Source organism: Plantibacter lichenum (assembly GCF_050587525.1).
In the GTDB taxonomy this organism is placed as follows: Bacteria; Actinomycetota; Actinomycetes; order Actinomycetales; family Microbacteriaceae; genus Plantibacter.
On sequence record NZ_JBOBFT010000001.1, the window covers coordinates 389,205 to 412,974 of the forward strand.

26 protein-coding genes are annotated in these 23,770 nt (G+C 69.3%); 10 read left to right on the forward strand and 16 right to left on the reverse strand.

Annotated elements, in window-relative coordinates:
* Nucleotides 1–19 precede the first annotated feature (19 nt).
* Together ACQ3HB_RS01705 and ACQ3HB_RS01710 are read right to left on the reverse strand one after the other, a co-directional pair.
* Nucleotides 20–1,201 (reverse strand): thiolase family protein, encoded by a 1,182-nt coding sequence (locus ACQ3HB_RS01705; protein ID WP_430917148.1) that lies wholly within the window; start codon nucleotides 1,199–1,201, stop codon nucleotides 20–22.
* Nucleotides 1,202–1,305: 104 nt separating this feature from the next.
* Nucleotides 1,306–2,775, reverse strand: coding sequence for a DHA2 family efflux MFS transporter permease subunit (locus ACQ3HB_RS01710; protein ID WP_430917150.1), 1,470 nt, complete (start codon nucleotides 2,773–2,775; stop codon nucleotides 1,306–1,308).
* A 66-nt stretch (nucleotides 2,776–2,841) separates the two neighbouring features.
* Here ACQ3HB_RS01710 and ACQ3HB_RS01715 point away from each other — a divergent pair, with 66 nt between their 5' ends.
* Together ACQ3HB_RS01715 and ACQ3HB_RS01720 are read left to right on the forward strand one after the other, a co-directional pair.
* Entirely contained in the window at nucleotides 2,842–3,447 is a 606-nt protein-coding gene (locus ACQ3HB_RS01715; protein ID WP_430917152.1) for a TetR/AcrR family transcriptional regulator, read from the forward strand.
* A gap of 139 nt (nucleotides 3,448–3,586) precedes the next feature.
* Complete coding sequence (locus ACQ3HB_RS01720) at nucleotides 3,587–5,332, forward strand: hypothetical protein (protein ID WP_430917153.1); 1,746 nt, start codon at nucleotides 3,587–3,589, stop codon at nucleotides 5,330–5,332.
* 70 nt (nucleotides 5,333–5,402) lie between these two features.
* On the opposite strand, the gene ACQ3HB_RS01725 is transcribed toward ACQ3HB_RS01720, so the two are convergent.
* Nucleotides 5,403–5,981: a TetR/AcrR family transcriptional regulator gene (locus ACQ3HB_RS01725; RefSeq protein WP_430917155.1), complete on the reverse strand. Its 579-nt coding sequence runs from the start codon at nucleotides 5,979–5,981 to the stop codon at nucleotides 5,403–5,405.
* Between the two features lie 89 nt (nucleotides 5,982–6,070).
* Between ACQ3HB_RS01725 and ACQ3HB_RS01730 the strand changes: the two genes are divergently transcribed.
* Nucleotides 6,071–7,189, forward strand: a complete 1,119-nt coding sequence (locus ACQ3HB_RS01730) for a zinc-binding alcohol dehydrogenase family protein (RefSeq protein ID WP_430917157.1) — start codon at nucleotides 6,071–6,073, stop codon at nucleotides 7,187–7,189.
* 153 nt (nucleotides 7,190–7,342) lie between these two features.
* On the opposite strand, the gene ACQ3HB_RS01735 is transcribed toward ACQ3HB_RS01730, so the two are convergent.
* The gene (locus ACQ3HB_RS01735; protein WP_430917159.1) at nucleotides 7,343–7,876 is read right to left on the reverse strand and encodes a YbhB/YbcL family Raf kinase inhibitor-like protein; all 534 of its coding nucleotides are present in this window, start codon (nucleotides 7,874–7,876) and stop codon (nucleotides 7,343–7,345) included.
* Nucleotides 7,877–8,119: 243 nt separating this feature from the next.
* Here ACQ3HB_RS01735 and trhO point away from each other — a divergent pair, with 243 nt between their 5' ends.
* The 6 genes from trhO (at nucleotide 8,120) to ACQ3HB_RS01765 (ending at nucleotide 13,801) form a co-directional block, all read left to right on the forward strand.
* Nucleotides 8,120–9,055, forward strand: a complete 936-nt coding sequence (gene trhO, locus ACQ3HB_RS01740; RefSeq protein ID WP_430917161.1) for an oxygen-dependent tRNA uridine(34) hydroxylase TrhO — start codon at nucleotides 8,120–8,122, stop codon at nucleotides 9,053–9,055.
* 142 nt (nucleotides 9,056–9,197) lie between these two features.
* Nucleotides 9,198–9,758, forward strand: coding sequence for an SRPBCC family protein (locus tag ACQ3HB_RS01745; protein WP_430917163.1), 561 nt, complete (start codon nucleotides 9,198–9,200; stop codon nucleotides 9,756–9,758).
* A gap of 72 nt (nucleotides 9,759–9,830) precedes the next feature.
* Complete coding sequence (locus tag ACQ3HB_RS01750) at nucleotides 9,831–10,784, forward strand: L-lactate dehydrogenase (RefSeq protein WP_430917165.1); 954 nt, start codon at nucleotides 9,831–9,833, stop codon at nucleotides 10,782–10,784.
* Nucleotides 10,785–10,902: 118 nt separating this feature from the next.
* Nucleotides 10,903–11,883, forward strand: coding sequence for an ABC transporter ATP-binding protein (locus ACQ3HB_RS01755; protein ID WP_430917167.1), 981 nt, complete (start codon nucleotides 10,903–10,905; stop codon nucleotides 11,881–11,883).
* Complete coding sequence (locus ACQ3HB_RS01760; RefSeq protein ID WP_430917169.1) at nucleotides 11,880–12,716, forward strand: ABC transporter permease; 837 nt, start codon at nucleotides 11,880–11,882, stop codon at nucleotides 12,714–12,716. Before ACQ3HB_RS01755 ends, ACQ3HB_RS01760 begins: the two co-directional genes overlap by 4 nt.
* A gap of 83 nt (nucleotides 12,717–12,799) precedes the next feature.
* Nucleotides 12,800–13,801 carry an MDR family oxidoreductase gene (locus ACQ3HB_RS01765; RefSeq protein ID WP_430917171.1) on the forward strand — a complete coding sequence of 334 codons (1,002 nt, stop codon included), beginning with the start codon at nucleotides 12,800–12,802 and terminating at the stop codon, nucleotides 13,799–13,801.
* Nucleotides 13,802–13,885: 84 nt separating this feature from the next.
* On the opposite strand, the gene ACQ3HB_RS01770 is transcribed toward ACQ3HB_RS01765, so the two are convergent.
* From ACQ3HB_RS01770 to hemQ, 8 genes are all read right to left on the reverse strand, one after another.
* Nucleotides 13,886–14,176: a hypothetical protein gene (locus ACQ3HB_RS01770; protein ID WP_430917172.1), complete on the reverse strand. Its 291-nt coding sequence runs from the start codon at nucleotides 14,174–14,176 to the stop codon at nucleotides 13,886–13,888.
* A gap of 352 nt (nucleotides 14,177–14,528) precedes the next feature.
* Nucleotides 14,529–14,876: a hypothetical protein gene (locus tag ACQ3HB_RS01775; protein WP_430917174.1), complete on the reverse strand. Its 348-nt coding sequence runs from the start codon at nucleotides 14,874–14,876 to the stop codon at nucleotides 14,529–14,531.
* Between the two features lie 256 nt (nucleotides 14,877–15,132).
* Entirely contained in the window at nucleotides 15,133–16,530 is a 1,398-nt protein-coding gene (locus tag ACQ3HB_RS01780; RefSeq protein WP_430917175.1) for a glutamate-1-semialdehyde 2,1-aminomutase, read from the reverse strand.
* A complete protein-coding gene (hemB, locus tag ACQ3HB_RS01785) occupies nucleotides 16,527–17,540 on the reverse strand; it encodes a porphobilinogen synthase (RefSeq protein WP_430917177.1) in 1,014 nt (337 codons plus the stop codon). Before hemB ends, ACQ3HB_RS01780 begins: the two co-directional genes overlap by 4 nt.
* Nucleotides 17,541–17,764: 224 nt before the next feature.
* Nucleotides 17,765–18,559 (reverse strand): uroporphyrinogen-III synthase, encoded by a 795-nt coding sequence (locus ACQ3HB_RS01790; RefSeq protein WP_430917179.1) that lies wholly within the window; start codon nucleotides 18,557–18,559, stop codon nucleotides 17,765–17,767.
* Nucleotides 18,556–19,506, reverse strand: coding sequence for a hydroxymethylbilane synthase (hemC, locus tag ACQ3HB_RS01795; RefSeq protein ID WP_430917181.1), 951 nt, complete (start codon nucleotides 19,504–19,506; stop codon nucleotides 18,556–18,558). Before hemC ends, ACQ3HB_RS01790 begins: the two co-directional genes overlap by 4 nt.
* Nucleotides 19,503–20,756 (reverse strand): ferrochelatase, encoded by a 1,254-nt coding sequence (locus ACQ3HB_RS01800; RefSeq protein WP_430917183.1) that lies wholly within the window; start codon nucleotides 20,754–20,756, stop codon nucleotides 19,503–19,505. The genes hemC and ACQ3HB_RS01800 overlap by 4 nt, the downstream gene beginning before the upstream one ends.
* Nucleotides 20,756–21,490, reverse strand: coding sequence for a hydrogen peroxide-dependent heme synthase (gene hemQ, locus ACQ3HB_RS01805; RefSeq protein WP_430917184.1), 735 nt, complete (start codon nucleotides 21,488–21,490; stop codon nucleotides 20,756–20,758). Before hemQ ends, ACQ3HB_RS01800 begins: the two co-directional genes overlap by 1 nt.
* Before the next feature lie 104 nt (nucleotides 21,491–21,594).
* Here hemQ and ACQ3HB_RS01810 point away from each other — a divergent pair, with 104 nt between their 5' ends.
* Nucleotides 21,595–22,047, forward strand: coding sequence for a GNAT family N-acetyltransferase (locus ACQ3HB_RS01810; protein ID WP_430917186.1), 453 nt, complete (start codon nucleotides 21,595–21,597; stop codon nucleotides 22,045–22,047).
* 59 nt (nucleotides 22,048–22,106) lie between these two features.
* Here the strand turns inward: ACQ3HB_RS01810 and ACQ3HB_RS01815 are convergent, their stop codons facing one another.
* The 4 genes from ACQ3HB_RS01815 to ACQ3HB_RS01830 all read right to left on the reverse strand — a co-directional run bounded on the left by ACQ3HB_RS01815 (nucleotide 22,107) and on the right by ACQ3HB_RS01830 (nucleotide 23,760).
* Nucleotides 22,107–22,463 (reverse strand): DUF5655 domain-containing protein, encoded by a 357-nt coding sequence (locus ACQ3HB_RS01815; protein WP_430917187.1) that lies wholly within the window; start codon nucleotides 22,461–22,463, stop codon nucleotides 22,107–22,109.
* 200 nt (nucleotides 22,464–22,663) lie between these two features.
* Nucleotides 22,664–22,909 (reverse strand): DUF3618 domain-containing protein, encoded by a 246-nt coding sequence (locus ACQ3HB_RS01820; RefSeq protein WP_430917189.1) that lies wholly within the window; start codon nucleotides 22,907–22,909, stop codon nucleotides 22,664–22,666.
* Complete coding sequence (locus ACQ3HB_RS01825) at nucleotides 22,899–23,309, reverse strand: phage holin family protein (RefSeq protein WP_430917191.1); 411 nt, start codon at nucleotides 23,307–23,309, stop codon at nucleotides 22,899–22,901. The genes ACQ3HB_RS01820 and ACQ3HB_RS01825 overlap by 11 nt, the downstream gene beginning before the upstream one ends.
* Before the next feature lie 13 nt (nucleotides 23,310–23,322).
* Complete coding sequence (locus ACQ3HB_RS01830; protein WP_430917193.1) at nucleotides 23,323–23,760, reverse strand: hypothetical protein; 438 nt, start codon at nucleotides 23,758–23,760, stop codon at nucleotides 23,323–23,325.
* Between the last annotated feature and the right edge of the window lie 10 nt (nucleotides 23,761–23,770).

Here is a 23,770-nt window from a genome sequence, read left to right on the forward strand (position 1 = left end):
ATCGCTTCGACGGAGCCCGCTACAGCCGCTCGATGATCGTCGCGTTGGCCATGCCGCCGCCCTCGCACATCGTCTGCAGCCCGTATCGTCCGCCCGTCGCTTCGAGCTGGCCGAGGAGCGTCGCGAGGAGCTTCGTCCCGGAAGCGCCGAGCGGGTGGCCGAGCGCGATGGCGCCGCCACGCGGGTTGAGCTTGGCGTCGTCGACCCCGAATTCGCGCTGCCAGGCGAGCGGGACCGATGCGAACGCCTCGTTCACCTCGAACGCGTCGATGTCGTCGATCGAGAGCCCGCTGCGATCGAGGATCCGCCGGGTGGCGGGGATCACTCCCGTGAGCATCTCGAGCGGATCGCTGCCGACGACCGCGAAGGAGACGAATCGGGCGCGCGGTGTGAACCCGAGCTGCGCGGCGCGTTCCTCGCTCATGATGAGGGCGGCCGATGCGCCGTCGGTGAGCGGCGAGGAGTTGCCGGGCGTGATGCGCCAGGCGATCTCCGGGAAGCGGTCGGCGAGCGCGTCGGAGAAGAAGGCGGCGGGGAGTCCGGCGAGGCCTTCGACGGTCGTCGTGGGGCGGACGGTCTCGTCCGCCGAGACGACGGCCCCGTCTGGCGCTGTGACGGAGACGACCTCGCGATCGAAGCCGCCCGACGCCCAGGTCGCTGCGGCGCGCTCGTGCGAGCGCGCCGCGAAGGCGTCGAGTTCATCGCGGTCGAGGTTCCACCTGGCCGCGATGAGTTCGGCGGACACCCCCTGGTTGACGAGCCCCGCCGGGTAGCGTTCGCGCAGCATCGTCCCGAACGGATCCTGCCCGCCGGCCGCCGCACCGATGGGGAGCCGACTCATCGACTCCACCCCGCAGGCGATCACGACGTCGGTCGTCCCGGCGATGATGCTCTGGGCCGCGAACGTCGCCGCCTGCTGGCTGGAACCGCACTGCCGGTCGATCGTCGTGCCGGGCACGGTGTCCGGGAAGCCGGCGCCGAGGACCGCGTTGCGCGCGATGTTCGCCGACTGCTGACCGCCCTGGGTCACGCAGCCGGCGATCACGTCGTCGACGACGCCGGCGTCGAGGCCGTTGCGTTCCACGAGCGATTGGAGGGTGAGGGAGAGGAGGTCCGCCGGGTGGAAGCCGTTCAGGGCCCCGCCCTGCTTGCCTCTGCCGGACGGTGTGCGAATCGCATCGACGATCACTGCGGTGGTCATGCCAGACGTCATGTGCCCCTCTCCCTCGAAGTCTCCCTCCAGGGTAGGCCCGCCCTCTCCCGCGCGTCAGGTCCTTGTAGCTTTCCTCCGAAACGCCCAGGGAGTCACGGCGCGGGGACGGGCGCGAGCGACGAAGCCTCGGCGAGGCCGACGTCGGCGGCTTCGGCGGGATCGGTGTCCGAGGACGGGGCCGTCACCTCGGGTGGACGACGCCCGGCGGGCAGGAACACGGCGACGATCGCGGCGAGCAGGACGGCGGCGGCACCGACGAAGACGGCCGGGATCGCCGCATCGACGTAGCCGGCCGGGGTCAGCTGACCACCGGCGCCCGTGAACACGGCGGCGAGCACGGCGATGCCGAGCGCGACCCCGATCTCACGGAGCGTCGAGTTGGTGCCGGACGCCTTCGCGCGATCGTGCGCGGTGACGTTCGCGAGCACCGCCGTCGCGCTGGGCGCGAAGGTGAGACCCATGCCGAAACCGGCGAGGAGGAAGCCGGGGAGCATCGTGGCGAAGGCGGCATCCGGTGTCATCGAGAAGGCGAGCCACCCGAGGCCGGCCGCGGTCGACAGGAGCCCGGCGACGATGAGCGCACGCGTCCCCACCCGCGGCGCGACGAGCCCGGCCAGCGGCGCGATGATCATCGGCAGCCCTGTCCACGGCAGCGTCATCAGGCCGGCTTCGAGCGGCGTCTTGCCCTGCACGATCTGGAGGAACTGGATGAGGATGAACGTCGAGCCGAACGCCCCGAAGCTGAACGCGAACCCGACGACGTTCGCGACCGAGAAGCTGCGGTCGGCGAACAGCCGGAGCGGCAGGAGCGGAGCCGATGCGACGCGCTGACGAACGACGAACGCGACGAGGAGGACGGCGCTTCCGATGAGGGCGATGAGCACTTCCGGGCTCGTCCAGCCCGCGTCGTTGCCACGGACCACGCCGTAGACGATGCCGAAGACGGCGAGACCGGCGAGTCCGGTGCCGATGACGTCCGGGCGAACCTTCGCGCCGAAGCTCTCGCCGAGCCCGAACCAGACGAGCGGGATCGCGATGATGCCGAGCGGCACGTTGATCCAGAAGATCATCTGCCAGTTCCAGCCGTCGATGATCGCACCGCCGATGACGGGGCCGAGCGCGACGCCGAGACCGGAGACGCCGCCCCACACGCCGATCGCGAGGGTGCGGAGCCGATCCGGGACCGCGCCGATGAGCAGCGGGAGCGACAACGGGAGGAGTGCCGCGGCGCCGAGGCCCTGCGCGGCCCTCGCGATGATGAGCAGGAGCGGGTCGGTGGAGAGCGCTGCCGCCGCTGAGGAGAGCACGAAGATCGTGATGCCGATCTGGAACGTGCGGCGGCGGCCGAAGCGGTCTCCGAGGGTCACGGCGAGCAGCATGAAGGTCGCGAAGCTGAGCGTGTAGGCATTGATGATCCACTGCAGTTGGTCGACGCCGGCGCCGAGTTCTTCGTGCAGGACGGGGAGGGCGTTGGTGACGACGAGGTTGTCGAGCGTCGCCATGAACATGGGGAGCGAGGTGGCGAGGATGGCGAGCCATACCGGCGCTGATCGTCTGGTCACGGGAAGATTCTTTCGTTGTGGTTATCGGATGATTACTTCAAGTAATCAGCTGATACTATGACACACATGGCTGAACAGCAAGCACGTCGTATTCCCGCAGCAGAACGACGCGAGCTCGTGCTCCAGGCGGCCGGCGTCGAGTTCGGCCGGACGGGCTACGCGGGCACCACGACCGACCAGGTGGCCAAGGCCGCCGGCATCAGCCAGCCCTACGTCGTGCGGATGTTCGGCACGAAGGAGCAGCTGTTCCTGGAGACGCTCGAGCGCGCCCTCGCCGCCCTCCTCGGGGAGTTCCGTGCGGAGATCGCGGCCCACGCAGCATCGGGAGAACCGGCCGACACCCTGCCGGGGCGACTCGGACGCGCCTACGTGCAGCTCGCGAGCGACCGCGGCATCCACCTCGTCATCATGCAGGGGAACATGATGGGCGACGAGCCGGTCATCGGCGCGTGCGCCCGTAAGGGGTTCCTACGGGTCTACACCTTCTTCCGCGACGAGGTCGGGTTCAGCCCGGAGGAGGCGACGACGTTCCTCGCCCACGGCATGCTCTTCAACACCCTGCTCGCCGTCGGGATGCCGGAGCTCCGTGAGGAGAACCCGGTCGCCGCCGAGTTCGTCGAGGCGGCGTTCGGCCCGAAGCTCGACGTCCTGGTGCGTGCCGCCGGCGCCTGACGCCCAGCGCCCGTGACGCCTGACCACCCGGGCCCGACACCGACGTCTCCGCCGACGCCATCGCCTTCGCCTTGGCCTTGGCCTTGGCCTTGGCCTTGGCCTTCGGAGGATGTCGAGCGGGATTCGTTATGCTCACGCCGTGGCCAACGCGCACGCCCCAGGCGTCCCCTCCCCCGATGCGGGTCGGTCAGCAAGCACCCCCGCCGGCCGCCGCGTCGGCACACGCGTCACCGTTCGCATCGCGCTCGAAGCGCTGGGCGTCCTCATCGTGGTGGCGTTCGCGCTCATCGCGGTCGCCCACGTGCTCCAGACGCAACGGGCACCCGTGCTGCTCTCCGACGGCGACAGCGTCATCCTCCCGATCATGCTGCGCTCGTTCACCGAGGGCGAACCGCAGTTGTGGGCGATGTCCGCGGTCCTGTTCGCGTTCCCCGAGATCCCGCTCTACCTGCTCTCGGCGGCGATCGGTCACACGCCGCAGCTCGCGTTCATCGTCAACGCCGCCGTCAACGTGCTCGCGGCCTACGGCGCGCTCCGCCTGCTCATCCGGTTCGTCGCACCGAAGCTCGCACCCACGCTGCGGGTCGCTGCGGGAATCGTGCCGATCGGCTGGCTCGTCCTCCTCGTCTCGCTCGAGCACACGGCCCTCCGGGACAGCTTCGAGCTCGCCTCGCTCTTCCTGACGACGACGTACTACTCCGGCTCGACCCTCGGCCTGCTGGTCACGATCGCGCTGCTCACCGGCATCGTCGGCCGTCGCGACACCCGGGCGATCGGTCTGCTCGTCGCACTCGGTGTCTTGACCGCGTTGTGCATGTCCTCCAATCCGCTGCACGTCGTCTGGTCGGTGGCGCCCGCGATCGGCACGGTCCTCATCCTCTCGTCCGTCCGACGCGCACCGTGGCGCACCTCGCTCGTGGTGATCGGCGTCCTCGCCGCCGGCACGGTCGTCGGTCTCGCCTTGCGCATCCCCTTCGCCCGCAACATCTCGACCGGCCTGCAGGGGTACATCCGACCAGACGGCTGGCTCGTCTCCTCCGAGTACTACGGGGCGCGCCTCGGCGACACGACCACATCCGCGAGCGGCGTGATCGAGATCATCCTCGTGATCCTCGCCGCGCTCGTGACGATCGTCATGGCCGTCCTCGCGATCTCGCGCCGCTGGGACCGCCGGACGACGACCGCCCTCGTCGCCGCAGCACTCGCCATCGCCACGACCTTCCTCGCGATGATGACGCTCGGCACGGAAGCCGCCCGCTACTTCGCGCCGGTCTGGTTCGGGGCCGTGGCGGCGATCGCGGTCGGAAGCGCTCACGCGGCGGGACGCCTGCAGGGGTGGTGGCGGACGCAGAGTGTCCCCCAGGCCGCGGTGACCGCATCGAACGGGCGCAGGTCCACGGTCCGCACCGCCGCACTCGCCGTGGCCGCAGTGCTCGTGATCGGCACGCTCGTCGGCGGGGGTGCCGCGATGCGATCCATCGCGGCCGATCCTGATGCGCAGCGGTTCGACGGCGCCGCGTGCGTGTCCGAGTGGGTCGACGGTCGCGACATCACGGGAGCCGGCCAGTTCTGGACCATCCGCGGCTTGCAGGCGTACGGCGGCCCGGACGTCCGACTCCTCCAGATCGACGCCTCGTTCCACCCGTACCTGTGGATCACGAATGCGGCCGATTTCACGGGGCAGGACGTCTCGTACCTCGTCGTCGACGACCAGTCGGCCTGGTACCACCCGCTCGAACAGGACCTCGGCGAGCCCGCATCGCGCATCAGCTGCGGCGGATTCACGATCCTCGACTACGGCGGGACGCCCGGGGAGGCGAAGCTGACGACGCTCATCGGCGACTCTGCCAGGCAGCAGCGGGCCGAGCGCGGCCTCGAGCACTGATCCCTCTGAGTCACCGATCCCTCTGAAGCCGCTGGCCTACTGGCCCCGCTGCGTCGCACATCCTCCGTTTTCAGGAAGACGTCGATGCCGAGGTGACGGCGCCGAGCTCCTCGAAGACAGCTGAGATGACCTCGGTCAGGGGCTGATCGGTCCCGCTCGTGATCCACTCGTCGAACGCGACCCGGAAGACGAGCGCGCCGGACTCCGCGGCGAGCGTCGCCGCCGGTTCTGCGATGCCGCGCTCGTGCAGTGCATCGACGAGCACCGAGGCGAGCGACGCCATCTTGAGCAGCTCGCGCTCGCGCAGCTCAGGCGTCGCAGCGACGACACGATGCCGGAGCAGTGCCCATGGACGACGACCTCCAGCGAAGAACGCGGCCCCCGCAGCGACGGCGGCCTGCACGACGAGCAGAGGCGCGGCGTCCGCTGCCGCCGCTGCCGCACCATCCGCGAACGCCTGCCGCACCTGATCCTGACCACCGAAGAGGACTTCGCGCTTGTCCGCGAAATGGCGGTAGAAGGTGCGCTCGGTGAGCCCGACCGCTTCGGCGATCTGCGCGACCGTCGTGTCCTCGAATCCCTGCTCGGCGAAGAGTTCGAACGCGGCCGCCTGCAGACGGTCCCGCGCTTCCGGCTTCCATCGCACCATGGGTCCAGCTTAGTGACGTCAGTTCCTGTCATCAGGAGTATGGTGATGACAGTGGCTGACATCAGTCACCCGAATCAGGAAGCCGCCCGATGCCATCCAACTCCGCCGCCAAGCTCCTCCGGACGCGCACACCGCTCGAGGTGCAGGACGCGCCGTACCCCGCTCCGCAACCCGATCAGATCGTCATCCGCAACCGGGCGATCGCCGTCAACCCGGTCGACTGGTCGCTGCAGCTCGCCGGCACGATCATGTACCGGTGGCTCTCCTACCCCGCCGTCCTCGGATCCGATGTCGCGGGCGACGTCGTCGAGATCGGCTCGGCGGTGACGCGCTTCGCCGTGGGAGACCGAGTGCTCGGACAGGCGGTCGGCACCGACAAGGACAGCGACTCCCCCGCGGAGGGCGCGTTCCAGCACTACACGGTCGTCCTCGAACGCCTGGTATCCCCCATCCCGGAAACCCTGTCGTACGAACAGGCGTCCGTCCTGCCGCTCGGCATCTCCACCGCGGCGTGCGCCCTGTTCCAGAAGGATCTCCTCGCCCTCCGCCACCCGTCGGCGACCCCGCTACCGACCGGGGAGACGGTCCTCATCTGGGGCGGATCGACGAGCGTCGGTGCGAACGCGATCCAGCTCGCCGTCGCCGCCGGCTACGAGGTCATCACGACCGCCTCACCGAAGAACGCGGCCTCCGTGACCGGCCTCGGCGCATCCCAGGTGTTCGACTACGGCAGTCCGACGGTCGTCGCCGATGTGATCGCCGCCCTCCGAGGGAAGACGCTCGCTGGAACGTTCGCGATCGGCAAGGGCTCGTCCGAGCGGTGCGTCGACATCGTCCGCGCGGTCGACGGTCGGAAGTTCATCGCACTGGCGAGCACGCCTGTGACGTTCGAGTCCGTTGCCGGCGGCGGACGCGTCGGCCTGAAACTCGTCCGCGTCCTGACACGGATCGGCGCGTCGATGGCCGCACTGCTGCTGCGATGCCGCATCCACGGCATCGGCACGAAGTTCGTCTTCGGAACCACGCTCAAGCACAACGAGGTGAGCCGGCTGATCTACGAGGAGTTCCTCCCGAGTGCGCTGGCGGAGGGCCGGTACGTCGCGTTCCCTGAACCGCTCGTCGTCGGCCACGGTCTCGAGGCCGTCCAGGTCGCGCTCGACACCCAGCGGAAGGGTGTCGGCGCGCGCAAGGTCGTCGTCACGCTCTGAGCGGCGGCGCACGGTGAGCGACGTCGTCCCGCCCCAGCCCCGGTCCCGGCCCCTCCAAACCTCCGTTTTCGTGCAATTCGGCCGTTTTCGAGGGCACTTCTTGCACGAAAACGGAGGTTTGGGGTTGGGTGTGGGTGTGGTTCGGGGCGCGGGTCAGACGGCGCCGAACGCACCCGTCGCGGCGAGGATCGCACGACCGAGGGTGTGGAAGTGCAGGTTGAAGCCGAGCACGGCGGGCGTGGACTGCGGGTCCAGGTCGAGGTGCGGGACGTCCACCGCGTGGACCACGAAGATGTAGCGGTGCACGCCGGTGCCCTCGGGCGGTCCGGCGCCGACGAACTGGGCGAGCCGCAATTCGTTCGGGAGCGTCAACGCACTCGGCGGCAGCGCGGACGAACCGGGGGCTCCGGCACCCGTCTGCAGCTCGGTCACCTCGGCGGGGATGTTCGCGACGGCCCAGTGCCAGAAGCCGCTCCCCGTCGGCGCATCGGGATCGAAGCAGGTGACGGCGAAGCTCTTCGTCCCCTCGGGGAACCCGCTCCAGCGGAGATTCGGCGATCGGTCCTCACCGCCCGCATCAGCGCCGTACTGCGCACGAGGCAACGGCGAACCGTCGGCGATGTCGTCGCTCTCCACAGTGAATTCAGGCACCGGGTCGAGCAGCGTGTAGGGATCGTAGGCGAACATGGACGCTCCGTTCTCTCCCCTCCACCCTACGAGGTGAGCCTGTGCGCACCAGGGGTTGCGGCGGAGACGCAATGTCGGCAGGCAGCGGAGGCGATGCCGGCAGGCGGCGAAGGCGATGCCGTGAGGCCGACGAGCAGGGCGCTTCAGGCTGCCACCCGTGAGGCCGACGAGCAGGGTGCTTCGGGCTGCCACCCGTGAGGCCGACGAGCGGGGCGCTCCAGGCTGCCACCGTAAAATGGCCCGGTGGCCGTCCCGAAGATCCTCCTCTACTACGCATTCACCCCGATCGCCGATCCCGAGGCGGTCCGGCTGTGGCAGCGGGACCTGTGCGAATCGCTCGGCCTCCGGGGTCGCATCCTCATCTCCCAGGACGGCATCAACGGGACCGTCGGCGGCGAGCTCGACGCGTGCAAGCTCTACGTGCGGAAGACGAAGGAGTACACGGCGTTCGCCGGCCTCGACGTGAAGTGGAGCGACGGCAGCGGGTTCGCCGAGGATGACCCGATCCGCACGGACAAGCATCGTCCGGCCCCCTGGCGGCGAAGCGCCGACTTCCCACGGTTGAGCGTCAAGGTGCGCGACGAGGTCGTCTCCTTCGGCGCCCCGGGTGAACTGCGGGTCGACGAGCACGGCGTCGTCGGCGGCGGCACCCACCTGCAGCCCGCCGAGCTCCACGCACTCGTCGAAGCGCGCGGCGACGAGGTCGTGTTCTTCGACGGGCGCAACGCCTTCGAAGCGGAGATCGGCCGCTTCAAGAACGCGATCGTGCCCGATGTCGAGACCACGCGGGACTTCGTCGCGGAACTCGACAGCGGCCGCTACGACCACCTCAAGGGCAAGCCCGTCGTCACCTACTGCACGGGCGGTATCCGCTGCGAGGTGCTGTCGGGGCTGATGGTATCCCGCGGGTTCGGCGAGGTCTACCAGCTCGACGGAGGCATCGTCCGGTATGGCGAGACCTTCGGCGACGACGGCCTCTGGGAGGGCTCGCTGTACGTCTTCGACAAGCGCGGCTCCCTCGACTTCAGCGACCACGCGGCCGTCATCGGCCACTGCATGGTGTGCGATGCGACGACCAAGCACATGCAGAACTGCGCCGATGCCTCGTGCACGGCCCAGCTCGTCGTCTGCGAGGAGCACGCGGATTCGACGCCGACGTGCCCTGCGCACACGCCGTGATCGTGGCTGCCGGCCCGGTCCGTGAGGTTGTCGAAGGGCACTTCGACAGGCTCAGTGACCGGGAGGAAGGGCACTTCGACAGGCTCAGTGACCGGGAGGGTGGGCACTTCGACAGGCTCAGTGACCGGGAGGGTGGGCACCCATGACCGTCCACTTCACCTGCCGCACGGAACTGCCCGTTGCTCCGGAGCGGGCGTTCGAGCTGTCCCGATCGATCGACGCGCACCTCGGCTCGATGGCGGACACCCGCGAGCAGGCGGTCGGCGGTGTGACGTCCGGGCTCATCGGCGACGGTGAGGAGGTCACCTGGCGGGCACGCCACTTCGGCGTGACCTGGTCGATGACGAGCCGCATCACCGCCTTCGACGCCCCGCGCAGCTTCACCGACGAGCAGGTCCGCGGACCGTTCCGTTCGTTCCGGCACGTGCACACGTTCGTACCGGTCCCTGAGCCCGTCGAAGGGCACTTCGACGAGTTCAGTGACCGGGATGGTGGGCGCTTCGACAGGCTCAGCGACCGGAAGAGAGGGCGCTTCGACGAGCTCAGCGACCGGGCGGAGTGCACGCTCATGATCGACGACGTCACGTTCACCGCACCGTTCGGCCCGATCGGTCGTCTCGCGGAACGCATCGCCCTCGCATCCCATCTCCGACGCCTCATCGAATCGCGCAACGCCTGGCTGTCGGACCACGTGCGTCGGTGACCGGCCCGCATCCTGCCCGGACGTGCGGCGAATCGCCAGGATGGCCCACGCCGATGCTGCCAGGATGAGCACATGAGTGTGCGCGCGAACTCCAAGCTGGCCATCGTCGGTGCGGGGAGCGTGGGGGCTTCACTGGCCTATGCCGCGCTCATCCGCGGCAGCGCACGTCAGGTCGCCCTGTACGACATCGATGCCAAGCGGGCCGCCGCCGAAGTGCTCGACCTCGCGCACGGCACCCAGTTCATCGGTTCGAGCAGCATCGCCGGCGGCGACGACATCACCGTCGTGGAGGACGCGGACGTCGTCGTCATCACTGCCGGCGCCAAACAGCTGCCGGGCCAGACGCGACTCGACCTCGCGAGCACCAACATCCGCATCCTCGAACAGGTCCTCCCGAAGCTCGTGGAGCAGGCGCCGAACGCCGTCTACATGCTCGTCACGAATCCGTGCGACGTGCTGACGGTCGCCGCCCAGCGCATCACCGGGCTCCCCTCCTCCCGAGTGTTCTCCTCCGGAACCGTCCTCGACACCTCGCGTCTCCGCTGGCTGCTCGCGGAACGCGCAGGCGTGTCGACCTCGGCCGTCCACGCCCTCATCGTCGGCGAGCACGGCGACAGCGAGCTGCCCCTGTGGTCCTCCGCGACGATCGGCCCGGTCCCCATCGCCGACTGGGTCCTCCCCGACGGCTCCACGTTCACGGAAGCGCAGCTCGACGACATCGCGACCGACGTGCGGACCGCCGCGTACCGGGTGATCGAAGGCAAGGGCGCGACGAACTACGCGATCGGCATCTCCGGAGCACGCATCGTCGAGGCGATCCTCGGCGACGAGAACGTCATCCTGCCGGTCAGCACGGTCCTCGACGGGTACCACGGCGTGAGCGGTGTGGCCCTGTCGGTTCCGAGCATCGTGAACCGGTCGGGCATCGCGAGCGTCCTGGACGTGGCGATGTCGGAGCGCGAGGAAGCGCAGTTCGCCGCCTCCGCAGAGGCCGTGCGGGCCTCGCTGGCGTCGCTCGGCCTCTGACGGGCGCGACTCCGAGGACCGGATGCGTCCGGTTTCGTGGGGTTCCTGGCGCGTCGTGGAACACGCCGTTAGCCTGGGGTGAGGGCGCGGATCCGGCCGCACCCGCGGAAGGAACCGGATGCCTGTTGGAGCGACGATCGAGTTCGCGGGCCTCACCAAGCACTTCGGCCAAGTGCGAGCCGTCGACGATCTGAGCTTTACAGTCAGGCCAGGTCGGGTCACCGGCTTCCTCGGACCAAACGGCGCCGGGAAGACCACCACCCTCCGGATGCTGCTCGGCCTCGTGCAGCCCACGAGCGGCACGGCGACCTTCGGCGGCGTCCGCTACCGCGACCTCCCCGTCCCGGCGCAGACGGTCGGAGCGGCGCTGGAGGCCACGAGCTTCACGCCCGGCCGCACCGCGCGGAACCACCTGCGGGTGCACGCGACCGCGGCCCGCCTCCCCCTCGAACGCGTCGATGTCGCCCTCGCGCAGGTCGGTCTGACCGAGGTCGCGGACCGCAGGGTCAGCGGGTTCTCGATGGGGATGCGCCAGCGCCTCGGCCTCGCCACGGCCCTCCTCGGCGATCCCGGCGTGCTCGTCCTCGACGAACCGATCAACGGCCTGGACCCCGAGGGCATCAAGTGGATCCGCGGCTTCCTCACGGCCCTCGCGGCCGAGGGGCGAACGATCCTCATCAGCTCGCACCTCCTGAGCGAGGTGCAGCAGTCGGTCGACGAGGTGGTCATCATCGCCGGCGGCAAGCTCGCGCATGTCGGCACGCTCGCGAGCCTCGACGCCGCCGACACGCTGCGGGTCGTCGTGAACTCTCCCGAGGACGGACCGCTCGCCGACGCGCTCACCGCGGCCGGGTACACCTTCGAACGGATGCGGTCCGGACTCGTCGTCCACGACGTCGAACCGATCGCCATCGGGCGGGTCGCCCTCGCCGCCGGCATCCCGCTGAGCGCGTTGACCAGGCATCGATCCGGACTCGAGGAGTCGTTCCTCGCCCTCGTGAGCGGTGATCCGACGCACGATGCGGGGCACGACCCGGCCGCGGCATCGGCTCAGTCGCAGCCCTTGCCCCCGACGACACGAGCGGAGGGCACCCGATGAGTTCCTTCCTCGCCGCCGTCCGATCCGAGTTCCTCAAGGTCTTCACCACGCGCGTGTGGTGGGGGCTCGCGATCATCCTGTTCGGCTACGTCGCCTTCACTGCCGTCGGCGCCGTCTTCCTCTTCTCGAACCTGCCGACGAGCGGCTCGGACGGCTCCGCTGGCTCGGGCGGCTCCGGTGCCGGAGCCGGCTCGCTCCTCGCCTCCCCGGAGCTCGTCTACGGCTTCGCGACGAGCATCGGCTACGTCTTCCCCGTCCTCCTCGGCGCGCTCGCGACCACGGGCGAGTTCCGACACCAGAGCCTCACCCCCACGTTCCTCGCCAACCCCCGCCGCGGCCAGGTGCTCGCCGGGAAGGTCATCGCGCTCACGGGCGTCGGCGCGCTCTACGGCGTGATCGGGCTCATCGCCTCCGCCGGGCTCGGCGGCGCAGCGCTCGCGATCAACGACGTGAACCCGGCGTTCGACGACTCCGGAACGTGGGCGCTCCTCGGACGCGCGGTCATCGCGATGGCGTTGTGGGGCGCCATCGGTGTCGGCCTCGGCGCGATCCTCCCGAGCCAGGTGGGCGCCATCATCGTCGTCCTCGCGTTCACCCAGTTCGTCGAACCGCTCCTGCGCCTGGCCGCGGGCCTCTCCGAGGTGACGGCGAGCATCGCGCGGTTTCTCCCCGGCTCCGCCACCGACGCGCTCGTCGGGCCGAGCTTCTATTCCGCCGCCACACCGAACGCGCAGATCCTCGACTGGTGGCAGGGCGGCCTCGTACTCCTCGCCATCGCACTCCTCGTCGCGTTCATCGGCTTCGCGACCACCTGGCGCCGCGACGTCACCTGAACTCACCCGGCCTGAGCATCCCCAACCCCGAAAGCCCGCTTCCTGAGCATCGAGCCAACGACCACCACCCGAACGGAGCCACCATGCCACGTGCATACGTCATCGAACAGGCCGAGCAGGCCGACGGGAAGAAGTCACGAACGGTCGAGTTGCGCGACATCGAGGACGACTTCCTGCAACCGGGTGCCGTGACGGTCGACGTCGAGTACTCGAGCATCAACTACAAGGACGCGCTCGCGCTCTCCGGCCGGGCCGGGATCGTTCGCGAGTTCCCGATGATCGCCGGCATCGATCTCGTGGGAACCGTTGCGGCGTCGGACGATCCGGCGTGGCAGCAGGGGGATCGGGTCGCACTCTTCGGGGACGGCCTGAGCGAGACCAGGTTCGGCGGGTTGGCCGAGCGCGCACGGGTTCGGCCGGACGCGCTCGTCCGGATCCCCCACGACGTCACGGCGGAGCGCGCGGCGGCGATCGGGACGGCGGGCTTCACGGCATCACTGTGCGTGCTCGCCCTCGAACGGAACGGCGTCGTCCCCGGTGGCCTGCCCATCCTCGTGACGGGTGCGGGCGGCGGAGTCGGGTCGATCGTCATCGCCCTGCTCTCGGCTGCGGGCTACGAGGTCACGGCGTCGACGGGTCGGGTGGACGAACTCGGCGACGAACTCCGACGCCTCGGGGCGAGCGATGTGGTCGACCGGGCGCAGTTCTCCGAAGCGGGCAAGCCGCTCGAAACGCAGCGATGGGCCGGCGCTGTCGACTCCGTGGGCGGGCAGACCCTCGCGACCGTCCTCTCCCAGATCGAGTACGGCGGCGCCGTGGCCGCCTGCGGGCTCGCGGGTGGTGCGGACCTCCCGGCGACCGTGATGCCCTTCATCCTCCGGGCGGTCACACTCGCCGGCGTCAACTCGGTGGAAGCGCCGCACGAGCTGCGCGAGGAGGCGTGGCGACGGGTGACGGTCGGACTCGATCCGGACCTGCTCGACTCCATCACGGAGACCGTGCCGTTGGCCGACGCGGTCGATGCTGCGGGCCGGGTGCTCGCGGGCGGCGTCCACGGGCGCATCGTGGTGGACGTCAGGGCCTGAGCGGTCAGGGCGTTCGGAGCGCCCCGGAGACGGCGAACGCCCGCCCACCCTGCATCGGGTGGACGGGCGTTCGAGCGGAACGACTCAGTAGCTGGTGATTCCGGACGAAGCTGCACCGATACCGATGACGATCGAGATGATGACCGAGATGATGCCGAGCGCGGTGAGGATCGCACCGATGATGACGCCGACCTTGGCGAGGGTGTTCGGGACGCCGGCCTTCTTGGACTGCGACTGGGCGACGAGGCTCAGGATGAGGCCGACGAGCGGGAGGATGATCGCGAGGATGAGGCCGACGAGGCCGAGCGTCTTGCCGGGGTAGTCGGCGGGCGCTGCGGGCTGGTACTGGGGTTGCTGCGGTGCGGGGTTGGTCATAGTGGTGTTCCTCTCGAAAGGGTTGGTACGAGTCGATGCGACGTGGCGCTAGCCCACAGTAGTGGGATAGTCGGCACTCCGACATGGGGAGGACTCCCCAAGTCCGTCTCGATCGGCCGGACTCATGTACGGACGAATGGAGCGGACCCAGAATACCGGTGTGTCAGTATTTCGCAACCACTGTGACGAGTGAATTCTTGGGGGTGGACAGACCGTCCACGGACCGGCAAGACTGGTCGATTCGCACAGCATCGCCGCAGATCAGCGCGAAAAACGCGCGGATGAGCATCACCTGCTCCTCTGAGCGCATCGGCCGATTCCGGAGCGATGCAGTTTCGAGTCGGTCTCCGACTCAGGAGAGCTTGAGCGCCTCGATGAGATCCGCCCCGTGACGCGTCGTGACGATGAGCCTGGAGAACTCGGCGCCCTCGAGGTCGATGACGACGGACGGCTTCGTTCCCTTGATGACGAGGAAGTCCTTGCCGCCGTGGAACTTCCATGCGCCGAGCGCGAGTGTGAGCGGGATGGCTGCGCCGGGAGCCCGGATGCCACGCACCCAGATCCACGGGTCCTCGGTGATCGTTGCCGACCGGATGCTATCGCGCGGGACCACGACGTTGTCCTTGCGGAGCGCCAGCGCCTTCTCGGCCGTGGTCAGCCTGATCTCCAAACGGTCGGGGTGCACGTGGAGAGAAGCCATGCCCCTAGTCTGCCAAGCCCCGCTGACGTTCGCCTGGACTGAACCTCACAAAGCCGTAACGCCTCCCTTGTGCGGTGTGATCATCGACCCGGTCCGCGTCCGGTCACTGAGCCCGTCGAAGTGCCACACGACCCGGTCACTGAGCCTGTCGAAGTGCCACACGACCCGGTCACTGAGCCTGTCGAAGTGCCCTTCGACAGGCTCAGGGACCGGCGGTGCACTCAGGGACCGGAGGTGCACTCAGGGAGCGGAGGACTCAGGGGACGGCGGCAGCGGCAGCGCGGGCCGCAGCCGGGAGTGCGTCGATGATCCGCCCGATGACGGCATCGTCGAAGGCGGCTGAGACGAACCACGACTCGAAGACGCTCGGCGGCAACGAGACGCCCGCGTCGAGCATCGTGTGGAAGAACGCCGGGTAGCGGAACGCCTCCTGGTCGAGGACCTCGGCGTAGTCGAGCGGCGACTGCTCGCGGAAGGCGAAGCTGAACAGGTTGCCGGCGCGCTGGACGACGTGCGTCACACCGGCCTGCGTGAACGCTTCCGAAACGGCCTCGGACACGGTCGTCGCTGCGGCGTCGACCGCGCGGTACACGGACTGGTCCGCGAGGCGCAGGGTCTCGATGCCGGCTGCGAGGGCGACCGGGTTCCCCGAGAGCGTGCCGGCCTGGTAGACCGGGCCGGTGGGTGCGAGGAGGTCCATGAGCTCGGCACTGCCGCCGAGCGCCGCGAGCGGCATGCCGCCGCCGATGACCTTGCCGAAGGTGAAGAGGTCCGGCTGGTAGACGCCGCGCGGGATGCTGATCGCGCCCGTCGAGGTGGCGACGGCGTGGTTGTCGGCCTCCCAGTCCTGCTCCCCGATGGTCGTCTGCCCGAGTCCGCGGTTCTCAAGGCCCCACCAACCTGCCGAGGACACCCGGAAGCCCGTGAGGACCTCGTCCATGATCACGAGCGCGCCGTGCTCGTGCGCGAGCCGGACGAGCGCCGCATTGAACCCGGTCGCCGGCGCGACGACGCCCATGTTCGCTGCGGCGGCCTCGGTGATGACCGCGGCGATGTCCGCACCGCGTTCGGCGAACACCGCACGGAGCGCACGCAGATCGTTGTACGGGACGACGATCGTCTGCGCCGCGGTCTCCGGCGTGACGCCCGCCGAACCGGGCAGGGCGAGGGTCGCGACGCCGGAACCCGCCTCGGCGAGGAGGCCGTCGGAGTGCCCGTGGTAGTGGCCGGCGAACTTCACGATGAGGCTGCGCCCCGTCGCGCCGCGTGCCAGACGGATGGCCGTCATCGTCGCCTCGGTGCCCGTGGACACCATCCGGACCTTCTCGACGGGGGCGACGCCTGAAGCCTGGACGCGTTCCTTCACGCGCTCGGCGAGTTCCGTCTCGGCGGGCGTGGACGCCCCGAACGACAGCCCGCGAGCCGCCGCGGCCTGAACGGCTTCGACGACCTCCGGGTGCGCGTGGCCGAGGAGTGCGGGACCCCACGCGTTCACGAGGTCGACGTACTCGAAGCCCTCGGAGTCCGTGATGAAGGCGCCGCGCGCGGACACCATGAAGCGAGGCGTGCCGCCGACGGATCGGAAGGCGCGGACGGGCGAGTTGACGCCGCCCGGGATGGAGCGCTGAGCGCGGGCGAAAGCGGCGTCGTTCATCGTGTGGTCCCGTTTCGGTCGGTGCGGTTTCGGTCGGTCTGCAGCCAGTCGGCGAGTTCGACCGCCCAGTAGGTGAGGACGGCTTCTGCGCCCGCCCGCTTGATGGCCAAGACCGATTCCTCGATGGCCCGGCGGCGGTCGATCCAGCCCTGTTGCGCGGCCGCTTCGATCATCGCGTACTCGCCCGACACCTGATATGCCCACACGGGAATGTTCACCGATGCGGAGACGTCGGCGAGGACGTCGAGGTAGCTGCCGGCCGGCTTCACCATGACGATGTCGGCGCCCTCGGCCTCATCGATGAGCGCCTCACGGACGCCTTCGCGACGGTTCCCCGCGTCGAGCTGGTACGTTCGGCGGTCGCCCTGGAGCTGCGAGTCGACGGCCTCGCGGAACGGGCCGTAGAAGGCGGAGGCGTACTTCGCGGAGTAGGCGAGGACGATGGTGTCCTCGAACCCCGCACCGTCGAGCGTCTCGCGCACTGCGGCGACCTGACCGTCCATCATGCCTGACAGACCCACCATCGCGGATCCGGCCTGCGCCTGCGCGAGCGCCATGTCACGGTAGCGGACCAGGGTGGCGTCGTTGTCGACGCGGCCCTTCGCGTCGAGCACGCCGCAGTGGCCGTGGTCGGTGAACTCGTCGAGGCAGAGGTCGGTCTGGACCACGAGGGCGTCGCCCACCTCGGCGACGAGCTCACGAGTGGCGACGTTGAGGATGCCGTCCGGGTCCGTCGCTCCGGATCCGACGGCATCGCGGGTGGTGGGGACGCCGAAGAGCATCACACCGCCGATGCCCGCTGCGGCGGCTTCCGCGGCCGCGCGCCTCGCGCTGTCCAGCGAGTGCTGGACGACGCCGGGCATCGAGGAGATCGGCACCGGTTCCGTCACGCCCTCGCGCACGAACATCGGCAGCACGAGCTCCGCCGGGTCGAGTCGCGTCTCAGCGACGAGTCGGCGGATGGCCGGATTCTGTCGAAGACGGCGGGGACGGGTCTCTGGAATGCTCACCAGTCCAGCCTACGCGCGCCCGGCCGGTCGTCGGGCCTGCGGCGGTCCGGGCGCCGGTCACCGAGCCCGACCACCGGTCACCGAACCCGACCACCGGTCACTGAGCCTGTCGAAGTGCCATCGCCGAACACACCCTTCGACAAGCTCAGGGACCGGGGAACCGAAGTCCGACCATCACCGAACCACACCCATCGACAAGCTCAGGGGCCGAAGGGTGCGAAACGCTACGCGCGCTCCTGGGCGACGCGCACGATCGCATCGATGAGCGAGTCCACCGTCTGCTGCTCGGCGACGACATCGACCCGGAGGCCGTATCCGCGCGCGTCACGTGCGGTCCGGGGACCGATCGCGGCGATGACGGTGTCGTCGGGGATCTCGGGGAACTGGGTGCGGACCTGCTCCGCGACGCTGCCCGAGGTGACGAGGATGGCGCGGACCTTGCCGCTCGCGACATCCGCGACGATCTTGTCCGTGACGGCGACGCCGACGGTCCGGTACGCGACGACGGACTGCACGTCGTGGCCGGCGGTGATGAGGCCCTGCGTGAGGAGGGGCTTGGCGATCGCGGAACGGAGCGTGAGGAAGCGGCGCGGCTCCGGCTCGAGCGCGGTGAGCTCCTGGACCATGCCCTTGGCCGAGTTGTCCTTCGCAGGGACGAGGTCGACCTGGTAGCCGACGGCGATGAGCGCCGCCGCGGTCGTCTCGCCGACGGCTGCGACCTTCGTGTTCTCGGGGATGCGGATGCGCTGCGAGGAGAGGACGTCGACCGTCGTGGCGCTCGTGACGGTGAGCCAGTCGAACTCGCCCGCTTCGAGTGCTGTGAGAGCGGCCGTGAGCGATTCGGGGTCGTCGGTGTTCGCGAAGTTGATCATGGGCGCGACGACGGGCGAGCCGCCCTTGCCACGAACGGTTCCGGCGACGCTGTCGCCCCAGGGGCCGCCGCGCGGCACGAGGACGCGCCACCCGCCGAGCGGCTTGGCCGCGGTGGGGATGTTGATGGGCGTCGTCCAGTCGTTCACTTCGCGCCTCCCAGTGGTGCGAGTTCTGCTGCTCCGGCTTCGAGGAGTTCGTCCGCGAGGGCGACGCCGAGGGCGTCGGCGGCGTGCAGGAGTTCGCGGCCGTGTCCGTCGCCGTCGAAGCCCTCCGCTCGGCTCTCCTTGCGGATGGAGGTGGTGCCGTCGAGCGAGTAGACGGCGCTCTGCAGGACGAGGACGTCGCCGTCGAGCCATGCCGCTGCACCGACGGGAGCCGCGCATCCGGCTTCGAGGCGGCGAAGGACGGCCCGCTCGGCCGAGATCTGCCAGCGGCTCGGAGCGTGTTCGAGCGTTGAGACTGCTCCGACGACCGACGAGTCCTCACGGTCGAGGCACTCGATCGCGAGCGCGCCCTGGCCGGGGGCGGTGGGCCACGAGTCGATGTCGAACAGGCCGGTGACCGCGTCGAGGCGGTCGATGCGGGTGAGGCCGGCCGCGGCGAGGACGATCGCGTCGAGCTCGCCCTCCTCCACCCGACGGAGACGCGAATCGATGTTGCCGCGCAGGTCCACGACGTCGAGATCCGGTCGGGCGGCACGCAACTGGGCGATGCGTCGCGGGGATCCGGTGCCGACGCGGGCGCCGATCGGCAGCTCGTCGATGCCGCGGCCGTCCGAAGCGCACAGGGCGTCGCGCGGGTCCTCGCGCGGCGGGACCGCGGCGATCGTGAAGCCTTCGAGCGGAGCGGTGGGGAGGTCCTTCAGGGAGTGGACGACGAGGTCGCACACGTCATCGAGGAGGGCGTCGCGAAGGGCGTTGACGAACACGCCGGTGCCGCCGATCGTCGACAACGATTCACGGCTCGTGTCGCCGTGCGTCGTGATGGTGATGAGCTCGACGCCCTCACCCGTCGCGGCCGACAGGGCGTCGGCCACGTGACCGGTCTGTGCGAGCGCGAGGGTGCTGCCGCGGGTTCCGATGCGAAGGGTCACGGTGCCAACCCGGCCAGCGCGGGTTTGAACCCGAGCCTCGCGTTCTCGCAGCAACCCGGTCGACACACGTCGTACCAGGGGCCGAGGTCGGTCATGGCGGGGCGGTCCTCGACGGGCACGCCGTCACGACGCTCGAGGACGAGGTCGACGAGGCCCTTCACGTACGCGGCGGCCGTTCCCGGCGTCGGCACGCGGACCGCGGACAGACCGTGCTCGCCAGCCGTCTCGATCGCTTCGTTGTCGAGGTCCCACATGACTTCCATGTGGTCGCTCACGAATCCGAGCGGGACGATCACGATGGCCTTGCGGCCCTTCGCGGGGAGCTCGGCGATCGCATCGTTGATGTCCGGTTCGAGCCACGGCATGCTGGGCGGGCCGGAACGGGACTGGTAGACGAGCTGCCACGGGACCGTGACATCGCTGCCGAGCCCGAGGTCGCGGACGGCCGCCTCCATGACGACCTCTGCGACGGCGAGGTGCTGAGCCTCGTACGCGCCGTGATCGCCGAATCCGCGGAAGTCGGGACCCGACTTGGCGGCATCGCCCGTCGGGATCGAGTGCGTCGCGAACAGCACCTCGATCTCGGTGGCCGCGTCGAGCTCGGGCTGCTCGCGGAGGTAGGTGGCGATGGCGTCGCGGACACCGTCGATGAACGGCGTCACGAATCCGGGGTGGTCGAAGAACTGACGCACCTTGTCGATCTGGATCTTGCCCGCGAGGCCCGTCTCGTCGAGCGCGATCGCGAAGTCCTCGCGGTACTGACGGCAGCTCGAATAGGAGGAGTACGCGCTCGTGGCGATCGCGATGAGCTTCGTGTATCCGGCCTCGTCCGCCTCGCGCAGGGCATCGCGGAGGTACGGGTCCCAGTTGCGGTTGCCCCAGAGGACGGGCAGGTCGATGCCGCGCGAGGCGAGCTCGAGTTCCAGTGCGGCCTTGAGGGCACGGTTCTGGTCATTGATGGGGCTCACGCCGCCGAAGTGGCGGTAGTGGTGAGCGACCTCTTCGAGGCGTTCCTCGGGGATGCCTCGGCCACGCGTGACGTTGCGGAGGAAGGGGATGACATCGTCCTGACCCTCCGGTCCGCCGAAGCCTGCGAGCAGGATGGCGTCGTACGCGACGGGCTCGGTGACGTGCGCGGCGCCGGACGCTGCGGCATCGGTCGCGCCACGGACGACGCGGTCGGCGCTCGGGACGCGATCAGCGCTCGTCGCGCCGTCGATGCCGGTCGAACCCAAATTCATCGCCGCCATCAGCGGACCACCTCGATCGCTTCTGCTGCTGTGATGCGGCGGCCCGTGAAGAACGGGACCTCCTCACGGACGTGACGGCGCGCCTCCGTGTTGCGGAGTTCGCGCATGAGGTCGACGAGGTCCACGACGTCGTCGGCTTCGAGCGGAAGCATCCACTCGTAGTCGCCGAGCGCGAACGACGCGACCGTGTTGGCGAGGACGCCCGTGAACGCCGCGCCCTTCCGACCGTGGTCGGCGAGCATCGCACGACGCTCCGCCTCGGGGAGCAGGTACCACTCGTAGCTGCGCACGAAGGGGTACAGGCAGAGCCAGCCCTTCGGCTCGATGCCGCGGAGGAAACCGGGCACGTGCTGGCGGTTGAACTCGGCGTCGCGGTGCACGGCCATCGCGTTCCACGTGGGCAGCAGGCCGCGCAGGGCGGTCGTGCGGCGCAGTTCGCGGAGGGCGGCCTGGAGGCCTTCGGCGGTGTCGCCGTGGATCCAGATCATGAGGTCGGCGTCGGCGCGCATGCCGGACACGTCGTAGAGGCCGCGGAGGGTCACGCCCTGCGCGGTGATGGAGGCGATCGAGGCCTCGAGCTCCGTCGTCAGCTCGTCCGGCGGCGACACCCCCGGGCTCGCTGCTGCAACCGGGTCGCGGCGCAGAACAGCCCACAGGGTGAAACCTGACGGGCCAGTCGAGTTGTCGGGTTCGGACGAATGGTGCGATGCCTCGGCAGAGGCCGGGTGAGTCATACCTTCTATCCTCTCCCACTCCTGGCAAGAGAGCAAAAGCGCGGAGCGGGGTTGACCTCCCAGGAACGGGATCCGAGGGGTCCGCGCGGCGCTACAGTCGGAGGATGAGCACCGGTTCCGACACGATCAGCTACCACGAGGCGCCGGCACGGGACATCGACCCGATCACGCTCTACCGGATCCTGCGACTGCGCGTCGACACCTTCGTCATCGAGCAGACCGCCCTGTTCTCCGACCTCGACGGTCGTGACATCGAGGACGAGACCCTGCTCGCGTGGGCGGACGAGGCCGGCGAGGTCGTCGCGACCCTCCGCGTGCTCACCGATCCCGATGTCATCGTCATCGGTCGTGTCGCGACGGCGCCTTCCGCGCGTGGCCGCGGCATCGGCGGGTCCCTCATGCAGCGGGCGGTCGATGCGAACCGTGACCGTCCGATCCGCATCGAGGCGCAGGAGCGCCTGTCCGGTTGGTACGCGGGATTCGGCTTCGAGCCGTGCGGCCCCACCTACGTTGAGGACGACATCCTGCACGTGCCGATGCTCCGTCCCGCGGGCTGACGCGGCCCCTGCGCCCGGTCCCTGAACCCCGCCCGGTCCCTGAGCCTGTCGAAGGGCGCTCAGCGCGTACCGGGGCCGACCGTCGCCCATGCCTCGTCGAGGAGAGCTGCGATCGAGTCGTCCAACTGATCCGGATCACTGATCGTCAACCGATGCGTGACGACCTTCTTCGTCGTGGGGAACGCCTGCAGGAGGAGCGGATGCGAGGCCTCCCGCAGGAGGTCGATCGCGATCTCCAGTCGACCGGACTTCAGGAACGCCGCCGCGAACACGCGTCTGCGCGCCCATGCGACCTCGGTCGGATGCACGCGTTCCTCGGATTCGCCAGCGGCCAGGACCAGGTCACGGAACCCGCGGAACATCGCGACGGCACCCTGGGGCTCGCCGCTGAGGAACTCCTCGAGCGTCATCGTCATCCGCCCATGATGCTCCTGCGTCCCTCGTATTTCCACAATTCAGGAACATCGGCACAATTCAGGACGATGCCACCCGAAACGCCGCACAGGCGTCCTGAATTCTGGAAATGATCCTGAATTCTGAAACGCCTGTGGGGATGGTACGAGGCCGCGCGGGCGGTGCCGGCGGGCGGGCTGCGCGGGGTGCGCGAGGCGCGGGACTAGCGCGTGAAGGAACGGACGATGCCCCATACGGCGAGGCCGACGAGCGCCGCAGCACCCGCGACACCGGCGATGAACACGGCCGGCTGCTCCTCCTTGACGGTCTGCACCTTCGCGGTCACCTTGTCGGTGGCGCGACGCACCTGCTTGGGCACGTTGAGCTTGTCCTCGATGGCGTTGAGCGTCGCAACGAGCTCGGCACGAGCCTCTTCAGGCGTCGGGACGCCGTTCGAATCAGCGGTCATACTCGCCAACCCCCTTCACCGCTTTGATGTCTTCCTTCACGTTGTCGATCGGGCTCGGATCTTCGTTGATCTTCTTGAAGAACCGAAGACCGATGAGGACCAGGATGCCCGCGATCACGACGAACAGGACGAAGACGATGAGCGCCGCGAGCCACGCGGGCAGCACGAGCGCAAGAGCCAGGATGGCGACGGCGACGAGGACGCCGACCGCGAAGAACAGGAACACGGCGGCGCCGGCGACGAACGCCGCACCGATGCCCGCGTATTTGCCCTTGTGGGCGAGCTGCGTCTTCGCGTTGGCGATCTCCGCCTTGACGAGGTTGCTCAGGATGCCCGGCAGCTGACCGACGAGCGTCAGAAGCGACTCGTCGTTCTTGTCCGTTGGTCTGCGATCTCTCACGAGGATGCTCCGCCTACTGTTCGTTCTTCGGCTTGGCAGCCGCGCTCGGCTTCCGCGCAGCAGGCTTCTTCGCTGCAGCGGAGGACGAAGACGACTTCGTGGAAGCGGCCGGCTTCGACTTCTCGGCGACCGCGTCGTCGATGGCGTCCTGGACGTCCTCGACCGTGCTCTCGGCCTTGTCGATGGCGCGATCCAGCTTCTGACCGGGGGTGCCGGAGGGCTGCGCGACGATGTTCGCGACACCCTTGACGCCGGTCCAGAGCGCTGCCGGGATCTCGCTGACGCGGGCCTTCGCGAAGTCTTCGACCTTGCTCACCTGAGCCTGGACGGGCTTCGCGTTCCACACCTTCAGCCACTGCTTCTTGATCTGCTCGTACCGCTCACGCCCGGCCCTCGTCCCGAGCACATAGCCCGTGAGTCCGCCGACGACGAAAAGGATCTTGCCCTTCATGGAGCCTCCA

What these genes read in the sequence shown, in the direction of transcription:
- ACQ3HB_RS01705 (WP_430917148.1), bottom strand. Translation starts at nt 1,201, where the DNA reads ATGACCACCGCAGTGATCGTCGATGCGATTCGCACACCGTCCGGCAGA.
- ACQ3HB_RS01715 (WP_430917152.1), top strand. Translation starts at nt 2,842, where the DNA reads ATGGCTGAACAGCAAGCACGTCGTATTCCCGCAGCAGAACGACGCGAG.
- ACQ3HB_RS01725 (WP_430917155.1), bottom strand. Translation starts at nt 5,981, where the DNA reads ATGGTGCGATGGAAGCCGGAAGCGCGGGACCGTCTGCAGGCGGCCGCG.
- ACQ3HB_RS01730 (WP_430917157.1), top strand. Translation starts at nt 6,071, where the DNA reads ATGCCATCCAACTCCGCCGCCAAGCTCCTCCGGACGCGCACACCGCTC.
- ACQ3HB_RS01735 (WP_430917159.1), bottom strand. Translation starts at nt 7,876, where the DNA reads ATGTTCGCCTACGATCCCTACACGCTGCTCGACCCGGTGCCTGAATTC.
- ACQ3HB_RS01745 (WP_430917163.1), top strand. Translation starts at nt 9,198, where the DNA reads ATGACCGTCCACTTCACCTGCCGCACGGAACTGCCCGTTGCTCCGGAG.
- ACQ3HB_RS01750 (WP_430917165.1), top strand. Translation starts at nt 9,831, where the DNA reads ATGAGTGTGCGCGCGAACTCCAAGCTGGCCATCGTCGGTGCGGGGAGC.
- ACQ3HB_RS01755 (WP_430917167.1), top strand. Translation starts at nt 10,903, where the DNA reads ATGCCTGTTGGAGCGACGATCGAGTTCGCGGGCCTCACCAAGCACTTC.
- ACQ3HB_RS01760 (WP_430917169.1), top strand. Translation starts at nt 11,880, where the DNA reads ATGAGTTCCTTCCTCGCCGCCGTCCGATCCGAGTTCCTCAAGGTCTTC.
- ACQ3HB_RS01765 (WP_430917171.1), top strand. Translation starts at nt 12,800, where the DNA reads ATGCCACGTGCATACGTCATCGAACAGGCCGAGCAGGCCGACGGGAAG.
- ACQ3HB_RS01770 (WP_430917172.1), bottom strand. Translation starts at nt 14,176, where the DNA reads ATGACCAACCCCGCACCGCAGCAACCCCAGTACCAGCCCGCAGCGCCC.
- ACQ3HB_RS01775 (WP_430917174.1), bottom strand. Translation starts at nt 14,876, where the DNA reads ATGGCTTCTCTCCACGTGCACCCCGACCGTTTGGAGATCAGGCTGACC.
- ACQ3HB_RS01780 (WP_430917175.1), bottom strand. Translation starts at nt 16,530, where the DNA reads ATGAACGACGCCGCTTTCGCCCGCGCTCAGCGCTCCATCCCGGGCGGC.
- ACQ3HB_RS01800 (WP_430917183.1), bottom strand. Translation starts at nt 20,756, where the DNA reads ATGGCGGCGATGAATTTGGGTTCGACCGGCATCGACGGCGCGACGAGC.
- hemQ (WP_430917184.1), bottom strand. Translation starts at nt 21,490, where the DNA reads ATGACTCACCCGGCCTCTGCCGAGGCATCGCACCATTCGTCCGAACCC.
- ACQ3HB_RS01810 (WP_430917186.1), top strand. Translation starts at nt 21,595, where the DNA reads ATGAGCACCGGTTCCGACACGATCAGCTACCACGAGGCGCCGGCACGG.
- ACQ3HB_RS01815 (WP_430917187.1), bottom strand. Translation starts at nt 22,463, where the DNA reads ATGACGATGACGCTCGAGGAGTTCCTCAGCGGCGAGCCCCAGGGTGCC.
- ACQ3HB_RS01820 (WP_430917189.1), bottom strand. Translation starts at nt 22,909, where the DNA reads ATGACCGCTGATTCGAACGGCGTCCCGACGCCTGAAGAGGCTCGTGCC.
- ACQ3HB_RS01830 (WP_430917193.1), bottom strand. Translation starts at nt 23,760, where the DNA reads ATGAAGGGCAAGATCCTTTTCGTCGTCGGCGGACTCACGGGCTATGTG.